The organism is Gordonia sp. PDNC005 (genome assembly GCF_016919385.1).
Taxonomy (GTDB): domain Bacteria; phylum Actinomycetota; class Actinomycetes; order Mycobacteriales; family Mycobacteriaceae; genus Gordonia.
The window spans coordinates 1-14,220 of record NZ_CP070351.1 but is presented as its reverse complement, the minus strand read 5'-3'; the positions used below and the strand labels follow the sequence as shown (position 1 = coordinate 14,220).

Genomic DNA, 14,220 nt, shown 5'->3' with positions numbered 1-14,220 from the left:
GCGCATGAATGATCGGGCGGCCAAGGCCCGGTCGGGTCACTGTGGTGCTCGTCCCAGCAGCGGAAGTGCATCGCGCCACCGTCGACACGACTGTCGGGGCGGGGGCGTCCGCAGCAGTCGCACGTGCGCAGTGAGTCGCGCAGCGCGGCGAGGAGGTCAGCCACGGCCCTCACCCGCCTCGGCGAGGTAGCCTGCGTCGGCGAGGCGGCGGGCGGCGTTCCGCCAGGTCTGCCTCGCGGACGCCGACAGCGTGTCCCAATCGTCGTGTACCAAGTCGGCATTCGCGTGCATGACGCGCGCCGCCTTATCGATCAGCGCTTCCCGCGCGGCGTCCTGCTCGGCGGCATTCTGCAGATCCGCAGCCTTCTGCCGCAGGTCCCGCGCCAGCGCTGGATACGAGCCTTCACATGCACCTGCGTAGGCCAGCAGAGCAACAGGCGTGAATGGGTCGGTGTCTTGAAGGACGAACGCCCAGTCGACGGGCTTGCCGTCGATCCGCTCCACTCGGTACTTGCCGGTCAGCCCGATGGTTCGCTTGTCGGCGTCCTGCTCGGCCTTCTCCTGCGCGGCGCGGTGCTCGCGTTCGAGGTGCGCCGCCTCGGCTTCGAGGCGTTCGGTCATCCAGTCGCCGTCGGTGTAGCGGTCGTGATCGATGAGAACCTGCCGTGCCGCGCGCACCAGTTCCCACGGCTGCATCGGCACGTCGAGGGTCTCCTCCTCCGGCGCGGGGACGAGGCGGTGCAGGACGGTGACGTCGACGTCGCGGACCCAGACGGAGGCGGGTCGATTCAGGCGCCATTGCAGGTAGTCCTCGGGATCGACGCGTTCACCGACGTACTCGTCGCCGCTACCGGTGCGGACGCGGTACGCGTCGCCGGGCTTGCAGGTGGTGGGATCGATGGTCATTCGGTCACCGCCTCGGCGAGGATGTGCGTGCGGGCGCGGCGCATCGCTTCGCGCCACTTCTCCTGCTGACTGTCGGACAGCGTCCCGAAGCCGGTGTCGGTGATGTGCTCGAACGTGTTCTCGGCGAGAACCTCGATCTGGCGGTCCTGCTCGGCCCGTTCCTGCGCGGCCTTGCGTTCAGCTTCGAGACGGTTGGCGAGCTCGGCCACGGCGTACAGGTTGTGGCCGGTTTCCCGTAGGACGATCGCTACCGCTGCGCGGAGGATGTAAGGCTTCCGGTCGATCTGCTCGGGCTGTGCGGCGAGGACGTAGTCGACGACTGCGCGGACGGCGCGCTCGTTGTGTGAGATCGCCATCGTCTCGCCGTACTCGACTCGGTACGTGTTGATCGCCTGCTCGTACAGGTCATCGACGGCCTTGGCCTCGGTGGGTTCGATGGTGTCGGGCATGGGGTTCTCCTTGGTGGCGTGGGCGGCGAGGTAGCTGTCGAACGTCCACGGTTCGGTGAGCTGGTCGAAGGCGTATCGGCAGGCGATGAGCGTTATCTGGTCGGCGGTGTTGGTGACGGTCTCGACGTCCCAGATGTGGCCGCCGTAGCGGATGACGGTGTCGAGGCGCTTGTCGAGGATCAGGTCGTACGCGGGGTTCCAGCGCGGGACGATGAGCGTGAGAGTGCGGTGGTACACGGCGATCGATCCGGGAAGTTCGACGGTCGCGTACTTCCGCCAGTCGTGGCGGTCGTGCAACTCGATGGGGGTCATGGCCTGATCTCCATCGCTGCCGTGGTGGCGCGCCGCGTCTCGCACGGTGCCTGGACTTTGCATGTCGGACACCAGGGGACGATGCCTTCGGGGTTCGGCTGGTGCAGGTCGTGGATGACGTTGATCGCGGCCCACACTGCGACGTGCTGGGTGAGGTGGACGTAGCCGATCGCGTGGCCGTGTTCGTCGGTCATCTTGTCCGGCCAGAACGTGATCTCGGTTCCGCACACCCGGTACGGGACTCTCGCGTCGGCGTGGACGGTCAGCTGGTCGCCGTCCCACAGGAACGATTCGCTCATGCGGTCCGCCTGACGGGCCACTCGCCGGACACGGTGGCGGCGGCTTCGTGGTTGCCCTGGCGGAGGAAGTACGTGTGCAGCGACTCCTGCTGCTCGGCGCGCCATTGAGCTTGTGCGGCCATGAGGGTGTCGACGGTGTAGTCGGCGAGGTCCGGGAGACGCACCATCCGGTACGCGAGGCGCGCTGCGGCGAGGCTGTCGCCGGTCGACTGGTGGGCGTCGGTCTGACGGACGCCGTAGTACTCGCACAGCGCGGTCAGGGTGCGCCGGCCTCGCCGGTACGGGTCGAGGTGCTTGTCGATGACGAGCGGGTCGAGGACGGGGCCGACGACGAGTTCTGGTTCGCCGAGGCGTTTGCCTTCCCAGTGCATGAGGGACAGGTCGAACGCGGCGTTCATGATCGCGACGAGGTGCCCTTGAGCCCAGACGGTCTGCAGGCGATCGGAGATCGCGCAGTAGCCGTCGTCGTAGTCGCTGCCTTCGAGGCGTGCTCGGGCGGTGGTGACGCCGTGAATCTTGGCGGCACCCTCGGGGATATCGATGCCGGGGTCGAGGAGCCATTCGTCGGTGTTCACTTTCGCGCCGTCGATGGTGACGATGCTCGCGGTGACGATGCGGTCGTGGAGGACGTTGACGCCTGTGGTTTCGAGGTCGAATGCTGCGAGGGGCATGTCGGTGAGGGTCATCGTGCGGTTCCTGCGGTGAGTCGGGTCGGCCATTCGACCGCGAACGCGCGGAGCGTTTCGGGGCGGTGTGCGCCGGGCTGACGGTCGAGGCACGCGATGTGGGCTTCGACCATGACGGGGTCGGCGTCGGCGAGGAGGTTGGTGCGGAGTTGCTGCCAGGCGGTCACTGGTCTGCCTTGCCGATGCGCAGGTAGTGGAGGTCTTCGTTGACTTGTCCGTGTCCGGCGTTGAGTACTCGAGCGATGGTCGCCAGGGCCGATGTCAGTTCGGTGATGTCGGTGTAGGCGTCGGGGTGGACCACGACGCGGACTTCGCTGGTGTCGCCTGGGCCGGGTACTGCGATGACGGCTGCGGCGGGTCGTCCGCCGGTGGTGGTGAGGTTGGCGACGTCGAGGATCGCGGACTGTACGAGCTGGGTGAGGAGTTCGGCGGTCGCTTGTGTGGCGGGGTCGCGTGTCGTGTCGCTGTGGTCGCCGCCGCAGTTCGCACAGGGGGCACCGTCTGTGGCGGTGAGTGCGGTGTCGTGGCGGTTGGCGAGCCAGTTGAGGCCGGCGACTGCGATGACGGCGCTGATCGTGAAGATCAGGATCGTGCTGAGGGTGGGGTTCATGCGGGTTTCCTTCGTGGTGGTGTGACGGTAACAGTAACACTGTTTCCCCCTTGTTTAGAGGGATTCGTGTGTTCTTTCCCTGACGGTCGGGAGAGGCGTGTCAGGTGTCGATAGTCGGGGCGCGGGGTTTCGTTCGTCTCCGTGGACGTTGGGCGGTCAGGATCGCCGCGTCACGGGGACTGTCGGCCAGTCAATCGCCGCCACGACTTCGCGGTGCCGCTCAAGGACCCGGATTGGCAACTGACGGCCAGCAACACGGATCGCACCGAGCGACGCCAACGCGAGGGCATCGAACTGATTGTTGTCGGCCGGCGCAGCACGCTCGCCCCACAGGCGAGCCATCCCAGCGGCGACCGCGGCCTTGTCGGCGTTGCCCTTGTCGGCGGCGAACTTCTTGACCCTGGTCGGTGCGACGTCGATGTACGGGACACCGAGGTGGTCGAGGGCGGCGACGACGTGGTGCCACAGTCCGGCGCGGTCCCACACGCTGCCGACGTTGGCGGCGAATGCCGGTGCTTCGAGGACGACGAGGTCGGCTGTGCGGGCCTGGTCGACGATGGCGTTGCGGAGCTTCCGGATGCGGGCGACGCGCTGCGGGAGGGTGTCGGCGCGGCGGCCGGTCGAGGTGATCGTGAGGGTTTCGACGGTCGTCTGCGGGTCGACGGTGGGTGGTCGGTCGATGCGGATGTGGGCGATGCCTGTGCCGGTCAGGGAGAGGTCGAGTCCGGTCACGGTGAGTGCGGTCATGGCTGGTCCTGTGCTTTTCGGGCGGTGGAGACGCGGGTGACGCAGGGGATTTTGCGTGCGGTTTGGGTGATGGGGTTGGTGCAGGCTTCTTCGGGTTGGGCGCCGCAGGTGGTGCAGGGGATTTCGATTGCGTTGTAGTGCTCGTATGCGGGCCAGATGGGGTTTCCGTCGGCTCCTGCGATGGGGAGCCCTGCGAGTTGCGGGTCTGGTGGTGGGAGTTGGGCGGCGATCTGCGTGCCTTTTTCGCGTTCGGCTCGTTCGCCGCGGATCTTTCGTGCGGCGGCGATGAGGTTGCCGACGCGGATGGTGTCGGCGTTGGTGGCTTGGTAGTGGGTGGTGACTGCTGCGAGGGCGTCGGGTGTTTCGATGCCGAACGGTTCGATGGCTTCGGCCCATGCGGCGATGCGGGCGGTGTCGCCTGCGGTGATTCGGTCGTCGAAGAGTGCTGCTCGGCCGAGTGCTGCGGTGGCGGCGGTGATGCTGTGTTCGCTGGCGTTGATGCTGGTCATTGGTTTTTCCTGAGTTCGTTGATGAGTGCTTGTCCTGCGGCGTGGATGCTGGCGGCTTTCTCGGTGGGTTTGCCGATTCCGACTGGTTTGGACGCGGCTGTGGTGCGTTGGCGGGCGGCGTCGGCGACGAGGTTGGGGAGGAGGCGGGGTCCGGCGCCGGGGCGGCGTGCCCATTCGGTGAGTCCGGTTTCGATGTCGGCGCGGTTGACGTGGGGGTCGTTGGCGAGTTTCTGGACTTGTTCGGCGAGGTCGGCTCGGACTTTGCGTGGGATGCCTGGGGGTGCGTGGAGTCGGACGAGTGTGCGTGCGCTGTCGGAGATTGCGGCGGGGGCGCGGTGCGTGTGTGCACTGATCTCGGTGGGGATGGCGTCGGCGTCGTGGACGAGGGCGAGGGATCCGCGGGTTGGTGGCGGGTCGTCGGCTGGTGGTTCGGGTGGGATCCATCCGTCGCTGAATGGCTGCGGCTGCTCGCCGCGCTCGCGCGGTACGTAAGTGTCAGCAGCAGCGCTACTGGTGTTGCCCTCTCCCTCTTTCTCTTCCTCTGACGCGCGCGCGTGTCCGCGCGTATCGCTAGGCGGGCCGCTACGTTCTGCGTCTAGCGGGCCGCTACCCTTTGCGCCTAGCGGGCCGCTACGGTTCCGAGCCTTCGCCTGTCCGCCCTTCTTACCTGCTGACCTGCGCTGATCGGTCCGCTTGTCGAGTTCTGCGGCACTCATCTGATGGTCTAGGTAGTCGTGAAGAATCATCGTTTGCCCGCCGTCTTCGAACGACAAAAGTTCGGCGTCGGCAAGGGCGTTGCAGACGCGCGCGGTGATGCCTTGCCGACGCGCGAACGACGCGTCTACGACACCGTCTGTGCGGTACTCCATCGACAAGGACCACAGTCCGATCAGCGCCCAACGCTGCGGCATTGAGAGCGCCGTGATCTTCGGGTGCCGCCACATGTCGACGGTGACCTTGATCCACGGCCTGTTGTCCTTGGCCATGTGTCCTTCTCTCGTGTTCGTGGGGGTGTGGTGTGGTGGGCCCGTAGGGTTGTGCGGGCCCACCACGTCACGCGGGTGATAGTCACACTATTGCCGTTTGTTGCGGCGCATGCGAACTATCCGGTTGGGGCGAGCTCGTCCGTCCAGGCAAGCATCTCGCGGATGCTCTTGTTCGGGTCGCAGCACGCGGCGAGCGTCACACATAGAGCGCGGACGTCCATGTCGGGCATGGTGGTGAGTTCGGTCCACACACTGTCGGCGCATTCGTCGTGGACGCGTGCGATGATGCGTCCCGCCGCATGGGCGATGCTCTCCCCGTCGAACCGCTCGGCGGGGTACACCTGGCCGGCGACTGCGAGTGCGATGTCTGCGCGCTGCGGTCTCCACCGTGCGACGTCCTGCTCGACGGACTGCCGTGTGACACCCAGCCTGTCAGCGACTGCTTTGTTCGTCAGGCCGGACTGGCGGAGGCGGTGCACGATCTCGCGGCGTTCGGCGACAGACATGTCTGGCGGCGGCGGGAAACCGTGCATGACGGACTCGACGATGAACGGGTCGTATGCGGTGCGCATCGGTTAGACGACCTTGAACGGGTTGTTGCGGGCACTGTCGTCGTCGGCTTCGGGGTCGTCGAACTCGGTGCCCTCTTCCTCGTCGGCCTCGGGCGGGTAGCCGTCGTGGGCGTCCGGGTCGTACTGCGGCGGTGTGTAGTCGCCGTACTCCCCCGAGTCGCTGTCGCCGATGTCGTCGATAGACGTCTGGTTCGGGTCGCGGCCGTCACTGCGTGCGACGACCTTCCCGACCTGGGAGTCGATGACCTTCCACTTCAACGTCTGGCGGGTGCCGTCGGCGATGTGGTCGGTGACGACCGCGGCGAGTTCGGCGCGGGTCGTCATGACAACCGTGTCGCCGATGTGCTGGCGCGGGTCGTCGTCGCCGAACGGCGACTCGTACTGATCGACGGGCCGGCCGCTGTACCCGTGGAAGAACATGCCGGACGTCGACGTCTTGGGGCTGTCGCCGTTCTGGTGCTCGACCTTGCTCATGATCTACTTCTCCTTCTTCTGGGTGGTGGCGGGCCGGACGGTTCCGGTCGCCTGTCCGCGGCGGCAGCGTTTGCAGCGCGGCGAGTGCGGCTTGTCGCCCTTGCAGGCTGACCACTGGCCGATGAGCTTGGGCAGGACGGTGGTGGTGGACATGGGTTACTTCTCTTTCTGCTGTGCCGCGAGGGCGTTGAGGGTCGTGGTGAGTTCTTCGTCAGACAGCTCTGAGACGCTGTCGATCTGGTCGCCGTATTGGTTCGACAGGAACGCGGCGATGTCGGTGTGTCCGGCCTGGTCGATCGCAGCAAGGACTGCGGCCTCAAGTGACTGACGGTCAACCGGTGCCGCGTCATCCGTGCCGGCGATCTGCGGTTGGTCGACGTCGCCGTCAACGTACGAGGGTGTGACGTCGACGAGCTGCCCGGTGTCGGTGCGGGCGGTGCCGTCGCGGACCACGGCTTCGGCGAACTCGGACGACAGGGGCATCCACTTCGCGAGCTGCTTGGTGACGGTCTTGCGGGCCATCGCCGCCCAGTCGGTCTTCCACGGCCCGTTGTTCCCGGACTTCGACCGCTTACGGATCGCTTCGATGTCCTCGACGGACATGACCTCGAACACCGAGCCGCCGTCCTTGAACACTGCTGCGGCGTACGCGGCGATCGCCGGGCCGCGGTTGGTCATGGCGGGCTTGTGCGTGAGGGTCGGCGCGAGGCCGTACGAGTAGTCGAAGTCGTCGTTCTCGTACACGATGTGCGCGTTGAACGACTGCAGCTTCCCGGACTGCCACGCGAGTTTCACGAGGCCGCGGTAGCCGGGGATGAACGTGACGGTGGTGCCGTACGGGACGAGGTACGCCTCGCCGAGCGGTCCGGGCTCGAGGCCGAGCTGCGACGCGGTGAGCAGTGCGCCGAGGAACGACTCGGGTGTGCAGCGCGCGAGTGCCGGCGTCTGCCGCAGGACGGTCGTGGCGATCCGGGCCATGCGGTCGGGGTTCATGTGCTTCGGGAGCGCACGCCCGATCTCGGGCTTCATCCGCTCGATCAGCTGGGCGAGCGTCGGCTCCCCCTGCTGCTGGGCGGGCTGGTTCTGGACGCGCTGGCGCAGGTCGTTTCCCATGATCTAGTTCTCCTTCTTGTTGGTGCCAAGGACGAAGTCCGTCCACTGTTCGGCGGTCGGCTGGATGGCGTCGGCCTTCATGCCGGTCTCCGCTGCGAGGCGCAGGCATTCGAGGCGGACACCGCGGGCGACGTCCTCAGCCCGCGACGGGTAGGTCAGTCCCGTGGGGGTCGGCGGGTAGGTGTCGCTCATGCTTCGACGCCTCCGCGAGTGTCGATGATCATGCCGCGCAGGAGGCCGCCGATTTCGTGAGCTTCCTCGCCGGTCAGGTAGAGCGCTGCACGCTTGTCTGCGTCCTCGCCTCCGTCGCCGACCGGTCCGCAGATACCGATGCGTGCCGAGCCGTCGCCTCCGTAGACTTCGCCCATTCCGATGGTGAACCGTCCGATCGTGGTCGGCTCGGCGTAGAAGATGAGATCGCCATCTTCCGGATCGTGGTCACTGTTGAGCCGGTCGTATGCGCTCGCGATGTCGTCGTACGTCCAGTTCCGGAGAGCCTTCTCGATCGTTCCGTCGACCGAGTACGTCTGGTCGAGCCGCGGGTCGTCCGGTTCGATCCTTCCGGTACTCAGCTCGTCGAGCACTTCAAGAAGCTCCGCTTCTCGCAGAGCGCGCTGCGCGCTGTTGAGGTCGGTGATTGTTGCCATTTGAGATTCCTCTCGGGTTGGGGTTTCGTACGTGCATCGGTGGATCGCCGCGCTGTCGCGGTCGTATGTGATGGCCCCGCACACGGGGCAGCGGTAGATCATCAGGACTTCGGGAACCGGACGGACACCGACTGGTACGCGCGGTACATGTCCGGCAGTTCTGCTCTCAACGCTGCGGTGTCAGTGACCAGCACCTTCTTCTCGAACTGCGGAGCGAGATCAGGGTTGTCGTCGCGCCACCGCTTGGCGGCGAACACGCCGCGGACGATCTTCACGACGGTGTGGATGACGTCGCCCGACTGTTCGGCGATCTCGCTGTGCCCGTCGGCGAGGAACAACAGGTTGTTGCGGGCCTCGGCCTTCTTCGCCTTCGCGGCCTTCTCGTCGGCGGTCGCCTGCCGGTACGCGTCGGCCCAGCGGCGAGCCTCGTGCGCGACCTCCGGCCCGGCGACGAGTGTCTCGACGTCCGGGTCCCCTGCGGCTGCGACGATGTCGGCGACCGATTCACGCGACGTGATCGGCGGTGTCGTCTCGTTGAGCACGTGCTGCCAGAACGCTTCCTCTTCGGCGATGATCATGTCGATCAGTTCCTGGTCGCGGTCGACTCGGCGGGTGACGATGCGGGATCCGCCGATCATGCCGGCGACGTACCCGTACGGTGCGCCAGTCACGGCGAGCTGGTGCTGCAGTTGCAGTTCGGCGGCGTCGGGGACCTGGTCGTCGGACCACTGCTCGGCGAGGTACTGCGACGTGTTCTTCACTTCCAGTGGGATCGGCCCGTCGTCGGGGACGATGAGGACTGCGTCGAGGCTGGCGCGCTGCCACGGCCGTGCGCGGGAGGCGAGGCCGCCGATGGTGCGGACCTCGTACCCGAGGCGCGATGCGGCGGTGTCACGGATGACGGGTTCGAGAATGTGGCCGAGTTCCATCGCTTCGGTCTTGGCCGTCGAGAGCGGAACCTGGGCGGTTTTGTCCAGCCACACGCCGTACTGGGTCTGTCCGGTCCAGCGGCCCATGCCGAGGAGCGCCGCGGTCTCGCTGGCGCCGATGCCTTCGCGGCGCTGCCGCAACCAGGCGATCTCGTCGGCCGGCGTCGGCAGGAGTCGTGCGTGCAACTGGTAGGGATTCCAGTCTGTCGACGGTTTGAAGCTCGTCGTCGTGGTCATGATGATGTTCCTTCGGGGGTGGTGTTGAAGATGTCGAGGTAGGTCGCGGTGGCGCAGTCGTCGCACTCCTGCCCGTTCCGGGTGGGGACGAGCTCGCAGCCGGGGCAGGCGTGCGGGTCGTCCCACTCCCCTGTCGCTGGGTCCATCCACGGGAGGTGCTTCACTTCGGCATCCACAAGGTGAGGTCGATGTGGTCGATGTCGTCGGCGAGAAGGTCGTCGATCGTCTCCGCCAGGGTCGTGCCGGTCTCGCCGTCGTAGTGCGTCGTCGTGCCGGTGTAGTCCGTGGCGGCGATCTCCCACAACGGAGACAGTTCGTCCGCGGGCGCGACGTCGACGACTGTCGTGATCCGGGAGTGGTCGAGGCTGATCATCGGAGCGCACCTGCCTCGACGACCGGCCCGACCGGCATGGCATCGGGTTCGAGGGTCAAGACCGGCGGTACGTCCGGAGAGAGTGCAGCGACGATCGACCCGGCGACCATCGTGGTGAGCACAGCGCGCGTGAGCGGCGACAACTCGAGCAGCGCCGCGATCACGGCGCGACCGTCGCGTCCTGCAGAATGTCGACCGCCTCGGCGAGCAGGTCGAGCGGATCGTCGTCCGGGTCACCGGTGATGCAGAGTCGGGCGTACGTGCCGACGGGCCGGTCCAGGTGGACGCGATCAGTGACCTCGCCCTGGTCCACGTACACGGCCGGGTCGAGAAACGAGACGGCCACCTGCGGGTGATCGACGTTCTTCATGTCCCGGTAGACGCGGATCTGCGCGATCGCCCCTTTGCCGCCAATTTCCTCGACGAGGGCGAGCTGGTTGATGATGTCGTGCATGGTGTGGGTTCCTTCACAGATGAAGTGGGGGCCCGGCGGTATAGTCACCGCAGGGTTTCGATTTCCTTCGGACCTTTGGAGGCCGGGTAGCGGCCGGGGTGGTGCCCGGCCAATCAGCTGCCCGGCTTCACCTTTTGCCGCGCAGTAGCGCGACCAACTCTTCGACCTGCTCCGGCGTTGGCGGCGGCACGTCCATCTGGGCGCGACGTGCGGCGACCCGCTCCCCGAGGTCGTAGTCGAGGACCTCACCGTCGGCGCCGTACTCGTCGAGGCTGCGCATCACGACTCCTTCATCGAGTCGAGCCACGCGTAGATGTCGGCGCGGTCCCAGCGGATGAGAGTCCCGATCTTGATGACCGGGGGTAGGAGTCCGTCGTGACGCATCTGGTAGATCCGGCCTGTTGAGATGCCGAGGAGGTCCGCCAAGGCTGGCGCTGCGAGGAGCACCAGTTCGCTCGTGGTCTCTTCGACGTCTTCCGTATCGGGCACCGCCTGCAGGCGAGCAGTCATGCCGGCACCTGCTCAACCCAGCGGGAGAGATCGAACCCTGTGCCCTGAACGGCAGCGACCTGCAGTGCCATGTGTGGGCTGATGATCGCGCCGTGGCGGAGTCGCTCGAGTTCAACGACGGTGACACCGAGGGCGGCGGCGGCTTGTGCGTCGCTGTCGAAGTTTCGGTCGGCCTTCATTGCGTCGATGACGCCAGGCCGGAGGCGGAGATTTTGCATCGTGGGGACTCCCTTGGTGATCCGTTTCCGGTTGGTGTGATCACATCTTGCATCATGTGATCCGGATTCGCAAGGCTGGAATTACAAGCGTGTCGACAGCGCCCGATTTTCCCAGGTAGACACCACCAACGTAGTGATGCTAATGTGCATCACATGACACACGAGGAATGGCTCGCCGCCACCATCGGCGTCGACAGTCAGCGGGCCGCAGCAATCAAGGTCGGCGTTCCGCAATCGACGATCAGTCGGCAGCTCGCGCGCAGAAAGCTCGACGCCGAACTTGTGGTCTCGCTAGCACGCGCATACGGGGTACCGGCTGGCCAGGCCCTCATTGACACCGGATATCTCGAGCCAGCCGACCTGCGAGGTGTGGGCGTTCAACAGGCGCTCGGCCGCGCGACCAACCATCAGTTGCTAGAAGAGATCATGCGGCGTACTGATCCTGATGCCGTGCGAATCTTCGACGGGCCGGCGGACGCTGACGTCATCACGCCGCGCTTCGGTGCCAAAGATGAGGACGACGACCAGCCTCTTCCGATGGCAGCTCGTCGCCTTGACGCCCCATCACCGGGCGAAGCGTTGTACGACCACCTCGACGGTCTGGGGGAAGAGTCGCAGATTCCGCCTGGCGAAGACTGAGAAGTCTGTCGTCCAAATGGCCTACGCGAACTCTGTGTAGGCAGGATTATCAGACCCAACCGCTACTGTCAGCGGCAGTAACGACCACCACACGTAGGAGGACCTCATGACCGCGCCCACACCGCCCCCATACCAGCCGCAGCCGGAACCGCCGAAGAAGAGCCGCAAGAAGCTCTGGTGGATCATCGGCGGGATCGTCGCCGTCATCGTCATCATCGCCGCAGTCAGTGGCGGAGGCGACAAGAAGGACGACGACAAGACCGAGGCCGCCAGCAACTCGACCAGCCAGCCCGCACAGCAGCCCGGCATCAACAACCCGCCGAGCACGCAAGCAACTCAGGGGGGCGTGACACCTGACGAGGACGGCACGGTCGTCTATGAAGTCACGGGCGACTCGGGCTCGGCCGGGACGATCACGTACTTCACCGAGGGCGGTAATCAGTCGCAGGCAAACGGGGAAAGCCTCCCATGGAAGTCGAAGGCCCTCGACAAGGACAAGACGACCATCAAGGGCGTCACCGCACAGAACGCGGGAAGTGGTGACATCAGCTGCAAGATCATCGTCGACGGCAAGGTCGAGGTCGAGAACACCTCGTCCGGGAGCTACGCCGTCGTGTCCTGCAACGGCAAGTTGTTCTAACCGACGGACTCGAGCCTTACCTGCACAGGCCCCGAACAGCACCACATTTCGGGGCCTGTGCTGTACCCGTCACCCGATCTACAGACGGCGGATTCACCACCCGCCGCCGCCCGAAGGAGAAGCCAATGTCCTACCACCCGTGGCGCGATGCCCGCGACCGACTCCCCCACGTCGAGATCGCGCTCGTCAACCACCTCCCGCGCGGCACCCGCGGACACGCGTGCGGCAACCGGATCGAGATCAGCGCACTCTCGATCAGCGACGAGCGACGGTCGACCCTGTCGCACGAGATCGGCCACGTCGAACGCGATTGTCTCGTCCCGATCGACCCCGTCCTCCATGCGCGCGAAGAGGCGACAGTCGAGCGCATCGCCGCCCGACGGCTCGTCAACGTCGACGCGCTGGTCGACGCCCTGCGCTGGTCCCGCCACGCCCCAGAGATCGCCCACGAACTGTGGGTTGACGTCCCGATGCTCAAAGCGTTCATTGCATCACTCACCCCAGCCGAACGCGCCCGCATCGACTACGAGCTCGACGGCATCGAGTGGGTGCCCTGATGGGGCGCCGCAGACTCGAGGTCGGCGAACACGGGCAGATCAAAGTCACCGCCCTCGGTGGACGTCGGTACCGCGCCCGTTGCGAGGTCCGCTGCCGCGACGGCAAGGTCCGCTCCGTTCAGGCTGACGGCCCATCCAAGTTGGCCGCGACAGACGCAGTGAAACTACGGGCAACAGAACGGGCCGAGAACTGCGGGCGCCCTATGCCCGGCGGCGGCGTCGCCGCCCTCACTCCGGTCACTACTGTTGCCGTCCTCGCCGACAAATGGTGGGAGCAGAAACAGCAGTCCGGGATCTCCGACCAGACGATCACCCACTACGAGCCGTATCACCTGCTGATCAAGAAGGGTCTCGGCGAGTTGCGGATCCGCGACGTCACGACCGCGACTGTTGAGTGGTTCCTCGATGCCGAAGCCGCCGACAAGCCGTCCAAGGCTGCGAACCTCCGCCGCCAGCTGACAGAGATGTTCGCGATCGCGATCCGGCACGACGCCTACCCCGGCGCGAACCCGGTCCGCGAAGTGACCATCGTGAAGGCGGAGAAGAAGGATATCCGAGCGCTCACCGTCGACGAGCTGACCGCATACCGCGAACACATCCGGGCATGGCAGGCGGCGCCAGCGCGCCCCGACGGCAAGCGTGGTGGCCGGCCTCGCGCACAAGGGCTACTCGACTACGTCAACGTTCAGGTCGCGACTGGTGCCCGTATCAATGAGGTGCTGGCGTTGCGGTGGCAGGACGTCGACTTGGAGGCCGAGCAGCCGACAGCGTTCATCGGCGCGACGTTGGTGCCGGGCCCGAAGGATGGGCCGTCGATCGTGAGGCAGGAGCATCGGAAGGCAAAGGATCGGTTCACGGTGATCCTGCCGAAGTTCGCGGTGGACACGCTGCTGCGGATGAAGGTGAACGCCGAACCGAATCCGCATGACGCGATCTTCCCGTCAGCGCGTGGGACGTGGAAGTCTGCGGCGAATTTGCGGACGCAGTTGCGGTCGGCGCATGGCAAGGACTGGGGTTGGGTGCAGCCGCATACGTTCCGCAAAACGGTGGCGACTGTGGTCGCTCGAGAGTTGGGGATCGACGAGGCTGCCGCGCAGTTGGGCAACACTCCTGCGGTCGCGGCGAAGCACTACGTGCAGCGGGAGACGGTCGCTCCGGACCTTCGGTCGACGCTCGACAAGCTCGCCCCAACCGATAGCAACTGATCCCAGGATTATCCCAGGAATTTGAGCGAAGAGAGATAGAGCCATGCGAGCGCGAGCGAATAGCGAACCTGCAGGTCGACCGGACATTATGACTTCGCGCAGCTTCGCTGAGTTTCGGCGAGAATCCCTCGGACGGTAAGACTAGGTC

Annotated in this window: 27 protein-coding genes; 4 read left to right on the top strand and 23 right to left on the bottom strand. The window is 66.0% G+C overall.

Going from position 1 to position 14,220, the window contains the following annotated elements:
• Window positions 1-156: 156 nt before the first annotated feature.
• The 23 genes from JVX90_RS00135 to JVX90_RS00025 form a co-directional block, all read right to left on the bottom strand.
• A complete protein-coding gene (locus JVX90_RS00135) occupies window positions 157-906 on the bottom strand; it encodes a hypothetical protein (RefSeq protein ID WP_205332530.1) in 750 nt (249 codons plus the stop codon).
• Window positions 903-1,667 (bottom strand): hypothetical protein, encoded by a 765-nt coding sequence (locus JVX90_RS00130; protein WP_205330488.1) that lies wholly within the window; start codon window positions 1,665-1,667, stop codon window positions 903-905. The genes JVX90_RS00135 and JVX90_RS00130 overlap by 4 nt, the downstream gene beginning before the upstream one ends.
• A complete protein-coding gene (locus tag JVX90_RS00125) occupies window positions 1,664-1,966 on the bottom strand; it encodes a hypothetical protein (protein ID WP_205330487.1) in 303 nt (100 codons plus the stop codon). Before JVX90_RS00125 ends, JVX90_RS00130 begins: the two co-directional genes overlap by 4 nt.
• On the bottom strand, window positions 1,963-2,652 hold the full coding sequence (locus tag JVX90_RS00120; protein WP_205330486.1) for a 3'-5' exonuclease: 690 nt from the start codon (window positions 2,650-2,652) through the stop codon (window positions 1,963-1,965). Before JVX90_RS00120 ends, JVX90_RS00125 begins: the two co-directional genes overlap by 4 nt.
• Complete coding sequence (locus tag JVX90_RS00115; RefSeq protein WP_205330485.1) at window positions 2,649-2,819, bottom strand: hypothetical protein; 171 nt, start codon at window positions 2,817-2,819, stop codon at window positions 2,649-2,651. The genes JVX90_RS00120 and JVX90_RS00115 overlap by 4 nt, the downstream gene beginning before the upstream one ends.
• Window positions 2,816-3,262, bottom strand: a complete 447-nt coding sequence (locus JVX90_RS00110; protein WP_205330484.1) for a hypothetical protein — start codon at window positions 3,260-3,262, stop codon at window positions 2,816-2,818. The genes JVX90_RS00115 and JVX90_RS00110 overlap by 4 nt, the downstream gene beginning before the upstream one ends.
• A gap of 156 nt (window positions 3,263-3,418) precedes the next feature.
• Window positions 3,419-4,009, bottom strand: a complete 591-nt coding sequence (locus tag JVX90_RS00105; protein WP_205330483.1) for a crossover junction endodeoxyribonuclease RuvC — start codon at window positions 4,007-4,009, stop codon at window positions 3,419-3,421.
• Complete coding sequence (locus JVX90_RS00100) at window positions 4,006-4,518, bottom strand: hypothetical protein (RefSeq protein WP_205330482.1); 513 nt, start codon at window positions 4,516-4,518, stop codon at window positions 4,006-4,008. Before JVX90_RS00100 ends, JVX90_RS00105 begins: the two co-directional genes overlap by 4 nt.
• A complete protein-coding gene (locus JVX90_RS00095) occupies window positions 4,515-5,504 on the bottom strand; it encodes a hypothetical protein (protein ID WP_205330481.1) in 990 nt (329 codons plus the stop codon). Before JVX90_RS00095 ends, JVX90_RS00100 begins: the two co-directional genes overlap by 4 nt.
• A gap of 116 nt (window positions 5,505-5,620) precedes the next feature.
• Window positions 5,621-6,076 (bottom strand): helix-turn-helix domain-containing protein, encoded by a 456-nt coding sequence (locus JVX90_RS00090; RefSeq protein WP_205330480.1) that lies wholly within the window; start codon window positions 6,074-6,076, stop codon window positions 5,621-5,623.
• A 3-nt stretch (window positions 6,077-6,079) separates the two neighbouring features.
• Window positions 6,080-6,550, bottom strand: a complete 471-nt coding sequence (locus JVX90_RS00085; RefSeq protein ID WP_205330479.1) for a hypothetical protein — start codon at window positions 6,548-6,550, stop codon at window positions 6,080-6,082.
• A gap of 3 nt (window positions 6,551-6,553) precedes the next feature.
• The gene (locus JVX90_RS00080) at window positions 6,554-6,703 is read right to left on the bottom strand and encodes a hypothetical protein (protein ID WP_205330478.1); all 150 of its coding nucleotides are present in this window, start codon (window positions 6,701-6,703) and stop codon (window positions 6,554-6,556) included.
• A gap of 3 nt (window positions 6,704-6,706) precedes the next feature.
• Window positions 6,707-7,663, bottom strand: a complete 957-nt coding sequence (locus JVX90_RS00075; protein WP_205330477.1) for a recombinase RecT — start codon at window positions 7,661-7,663, stop codon at window positions 6,707-6,709.
• Between the two features lie 3 nt (window positions 7,664-7,666).
• Window positions 7,667-7,855: a hypothetical protein gene (locus tag JVX90_RS00070; protein WP_205330476.1), complete on the bottom strand. Its 189-nt coding sequence runs from the start codon at window positions 7,853-7,855 to the stop codon at window positions 7,667-7,669.
• Entirely contained in the window at window positions 7,852-8,310 is a 459-nt protein-coding gene (locus JVX90_RS00065) for a hypothetical protein (protein ID WP_205330475.1), read from the bottom strand. Before JVX90_RS00065 ends, JVX90_RS00070 begins: the two co-directional genes overlap by 4 nt.
• A 101-nt stretch (window positions 8,311-8,411) precedes the next feature.
• The gene (locus JVX90_RS00060) at window positions 8,412-9,476 is read right to left on the bottom strand and encodes a lambda-exonuclease family protein (protein WP_205330474.1); all 1,065 of its coding nucleotides are present in this window, start codon (window positions 9,474-9,476) and stop codon (window positions 8,412-8,414) included.
• Window positions 9,473-9,640, bottom strand: coding sequence for a hypothetical protein (locus JVX90_RS00055; protein WP_205330473.1), 168 nt, complete (start codon window positions 9,638-9,640; stop codon window positions 9,473-9,475). Before JVX90_RS00055 ends, JVX90_RS00060 begins: the two co-directional genes overlap by 4 nt.
• Entirely contained in the window at window positions 9,637-9,849 is a 213-nt protein-coding gene (locus JVX90_RS00050) for a hypothetical protein (protein ID WP_205330472.1), read from the bottom strand. The genes JVX90_RS00055 and JVX90_RS00050 overlap by 4 nt, the downstream gene beginning before the upstream one ends.
• Window positions 9,846-10,013 (bottom strand): hypothetical protein, encoded by a 168-nt coding sequence (locus JVX90_RS00045; RefSeq protein WP_205330471.1) that lies wholly within the window; start codon window positions 10,011-10,013, stop codon window positions 9,846-9,848. The genes JVX90_RS00050 and JVX90_RS00045 overlap by 4 nt, the downstream gene beginning before the upstream one ends.
• Window positions 10,010-10,303 carry a hypothetical protein gene (locus JVX90_RS00040; RefSeq protein ID WP_205330470.1) on the bottom strand — a complete coding sequence of 98 codons (294 nt, stop codon included), beginning with the start codon at window positions 10,301-10,303 and terminating at the stop codon, window positions 10,010-10,012. Before JVX90_RS00040 ends, JVX90_RS00045 begins: the two co-directional genes overlap by 4 nt.
• Window positions 10,304-10,430: 127 nt before the next feature.
• Window positions 10,431-10,583, bottom strand: coding sequence for a hypothetical protein (locus JVX90_RS00035; RefSeq protein ID WP_205330469.1), 153 nt, complete (start codon window positions 10,581-10,583; stop codon window positions 10,431-10,433).
• The gene (locus JVX90_RS00030) at window positions 10,583-10,813 is read right to left on the bottom strand and encodes a helix-turn-helix domain-containing protein (protein WP_205330468.1); all 231 of its coding nucleotides are present in this window, start codon (window positions 10,811-10,813) and stop codon (window positions 10,583-10,585) included. The genes JVX90_RS00035 and JVX90_RS00030 overlap by 1 nt, the downstream gene beginning before the upstream one ends.
• A complete protein-coding gene (locus tag JVX90_RS00025; protein WP_205330467.1) occupies window positions 10,810-11,031 on the bottom strand; it encodes an XRE family transcriptional regulator in 222 nt (73 codons plus the stop codon). The genes JVX90_RS00030 and JVX90_RS00025 overlap by 4 nt, the downstream gene beginning before the upstream one ends.
• 153 nt (window positions 11,032-11,184) lie before the next feature.
• Between JVX90_RS00025 and JVX90_RS00020 the strand changes: the two genes are divergently transcribed.
• The 4 genes from JVX90_RS00020 to JVX90_RS00005 all read left to right on the top strand — a co-directional run bounded on the left by JVX90_RS00020 (window position 11,185) and on the right by JVX90_RS00005 (window position 14,072).
• Entirely contained in the window at window positions 11,185-11,670 is a 486-nt protein-coding gene (locus JVX90_RS00020; RefSeq protein WP_205330466.1) for a helix-turn-helix transcriptional regulator, read from the top strand.
• Between the two features lie 106 nt (window positions 11,671-11,776).
• Window positions 11,777-12,310, top strand: a complete 534-nt coding sequence (locus JVX90_RS00015; RefSeq protein ID WP_205330465.1) for an MmpS family transport accessory protein — start codon at window positions 11,777-11,779, stop codon at window positions 12,308-12,310.
• A gap of 125 nt (window positions 12,311-12,435) precedes the next feature.
• The gene (locus tag JVX90_RS00010) at window positions 12,436-12,867 is read left to right on the top strand and encodes a hypothetical protein (RefSeq protein ID WP_240193983.1); all 432 of its coding nucleotides are present in this window, start codon (window positions 12,436-12,438) and stop codon (window positions 12,865-12,867) included.
• Complete coding sequence (locus tag JVX90_RS00005) at window positions 12,867-14,072, top strand: site-specific integrase (protein WP_205330464.1); 1,206 nt, start codon at window positions 12,867-12,869, stop codon at window positions 14,070-14,072. Before JVX90_RS00010 ends, JVX90_RS00005 begins: the two co-directional genes overlap by 1 nt.
• Window positions 14,073-14,220: the final 148 nt, after the last annotated feature.

Excerpts from the sequence above, each read along its gene's own strand:
- JVX90_RS00135 (WP_205332530.1), bottom strand. The coding sequence starts at position 906 with ATGACCATCGATCCCACCACCTGCAAGCCCGGCGACGCGTACCGCGTC.
- JVX90_RS00075 (WP_205330477.1), bottom strand. The coding sequence starts at position 7,663 with ATGGGAAACGACCTGCGCCAGCGCGTCCAGAACCAGCCCGCCCAGCAG.
- JVX90_RS00095 (WP_205330481.1), bottom strand. The coding sequence starts at position 5,504 with ATGGCCAAGGACAACAGGCCGTGGATCAAGGTCACCGTCGACATGTGG.
- JVX90_RS00090 (WP_205330480.1), bottom strand. The coding sequence starts at position 6,076 with ATGCGCACCGCATACGACCCGTTCATCGTCGAGTCCGTCATGCACGGT.
- JVX90_RS00005 (WP_205330464.1), top strand. The coding sequence starts at position 12,867 with ATGGGGCGCCGCAGACTCGAGGTCGGCGAACACGGGCAGATCAAAGTC.
- JVX90_RS00060 (WP_205330474.1), bottom strand. The coding sequence starts at position 9,476 with ATGACCACGACGACGAGCTTCAAACCGTCGACAGACTGGAATCCCTAC.
- JVX90_RS00080 (WP_205330478.1), bottom strand. The coding sequence starts at position 6,703 with ATGTCCACCACCACCGTCCTGCCCAAGCTCATCGGCCAGTGGTCAGCC.
- JVX90_RS00070 (WP_205330476.1), bottom strand. The coding sequence starts at position 7,855 with ATGAGCGACACCTACCCGCCGACCCCCACGGGACTGACCTACCCGTCG.
- JVX90_RS00100 (WP_205330482.1), bottom strand. The coding sequence starts at position 4,518 with ATGACCAGCATCAACGCCAGCGAACACAGCATCACCGCCGCCACCGCA.
- JVX90_RS00035 (WP_205330469.1), bottom strand. The coding sequence starts at position 10,583 with ATGCGCAGCCTCGACGAGTACGGCGCCGACGGTGAGGTCCTCGACTAC.
- JVX90_RS00125 (WP_205330487.1), bottom strand. The coding sequence starts at position 1,966 with ATGAGCGAATCGTTCCTGTGGGACGGCGACCAGCTGACCGTCCACGCC.
- JVX90_RS00065 (WP_205330475.1), bottom strand. The coding sequence starts at position 8,310 with ATGGCAACAATCACCGACCTCAACAGCGCGCAGCGCGCTCTGCGAGAA.
- JVX90_RS00105 (WP_205330483.1), bottom strand. The coding sequence starts at position 4,009 with ATGACCGCACTCACCGTGACCGGACTCGACCTCTCCCTGACCGGCACA.
- JVX90_RS00030 (WP_205330468.1), bottom strand. The coding sequence starts at position 10,813 with ATGACTGCTCGCCTGCAGGCGGTGCCCGATACGGAAGACGTCGAAGAG.
- JVX90_RS00020 (WP_205330466.1), top strand. The coding sequence starts at position 11,185 with ATGACACACGAGGAATGGCTCGCCGCCACCATCGGCGTCGACAGTCAG.
- JVX90_RS00025 (WP_205330467.1), bottom strand. The coding sequence starts at position 11,031 with ATGCAAAATCTCCGCCTCCGGCCTGGCGTCATCGACGCAATGAAGGCC.
- JVX90_RS00010 (WP_240193983.1), top strand. The coding sequence starts at position 12,436 with ATGTCCTACCACCCGTGGCGCGATGCCCGCGACCGACTCCCCCACGTC.
- JVX90_RS00130 (WP_205330488.1), bottom strand. The coding sequence starts at position 1,667 with ATGACCCCCATCGAGTTGCACGACCGCCACGACTGGCGGAAGTACGCG.
- JVX90_RS00015 (WP_205330465.1), top strand. The coding sequence starts at position 11,777 with ATGACCGCGCCCACACCGCCCCCATACCAGCCGCAGCCGGAACCGCCG.
- JVX90_RS00050 (WP_205330472.1), bottom strand. The coding sequence starts at position 9,849 with ATGATCAGCCTCGACCACTCCCGGATCACGACAGTCGTCGACGTCGCG.
- JVX90_RS00120 (WP_205330486.1), bottom strand. The coding sequence starts at position 2,652 with ATGACCCTCACCGACATGCCCCTCGCAGCATTCGACCTCGAAACCACA.
- JVX90_RS00110 (WP_205330484.1), bottom strand. The coding sequence starts at position 3,262 with ATGAACCCCACCCTCAGCACGATCCTGATCTTCACGATCAGCGCCGTC.
- JVX90_RS00085 (WP_205330479.1), bottom strand. The coding sequence starts at position 6,550 with ATGAGCAAGGTCGAGCACCAGAACGGCGACAGCCCCAAGACGTCGACG.
- JVX90_RS00040 (WP_205330470.1), bottom strand. The coding sequence starts at position 10,303 with ATGCACGACATCATCAACCAGCTCGCCCTCGTCGAGGAAATTGGCGGC.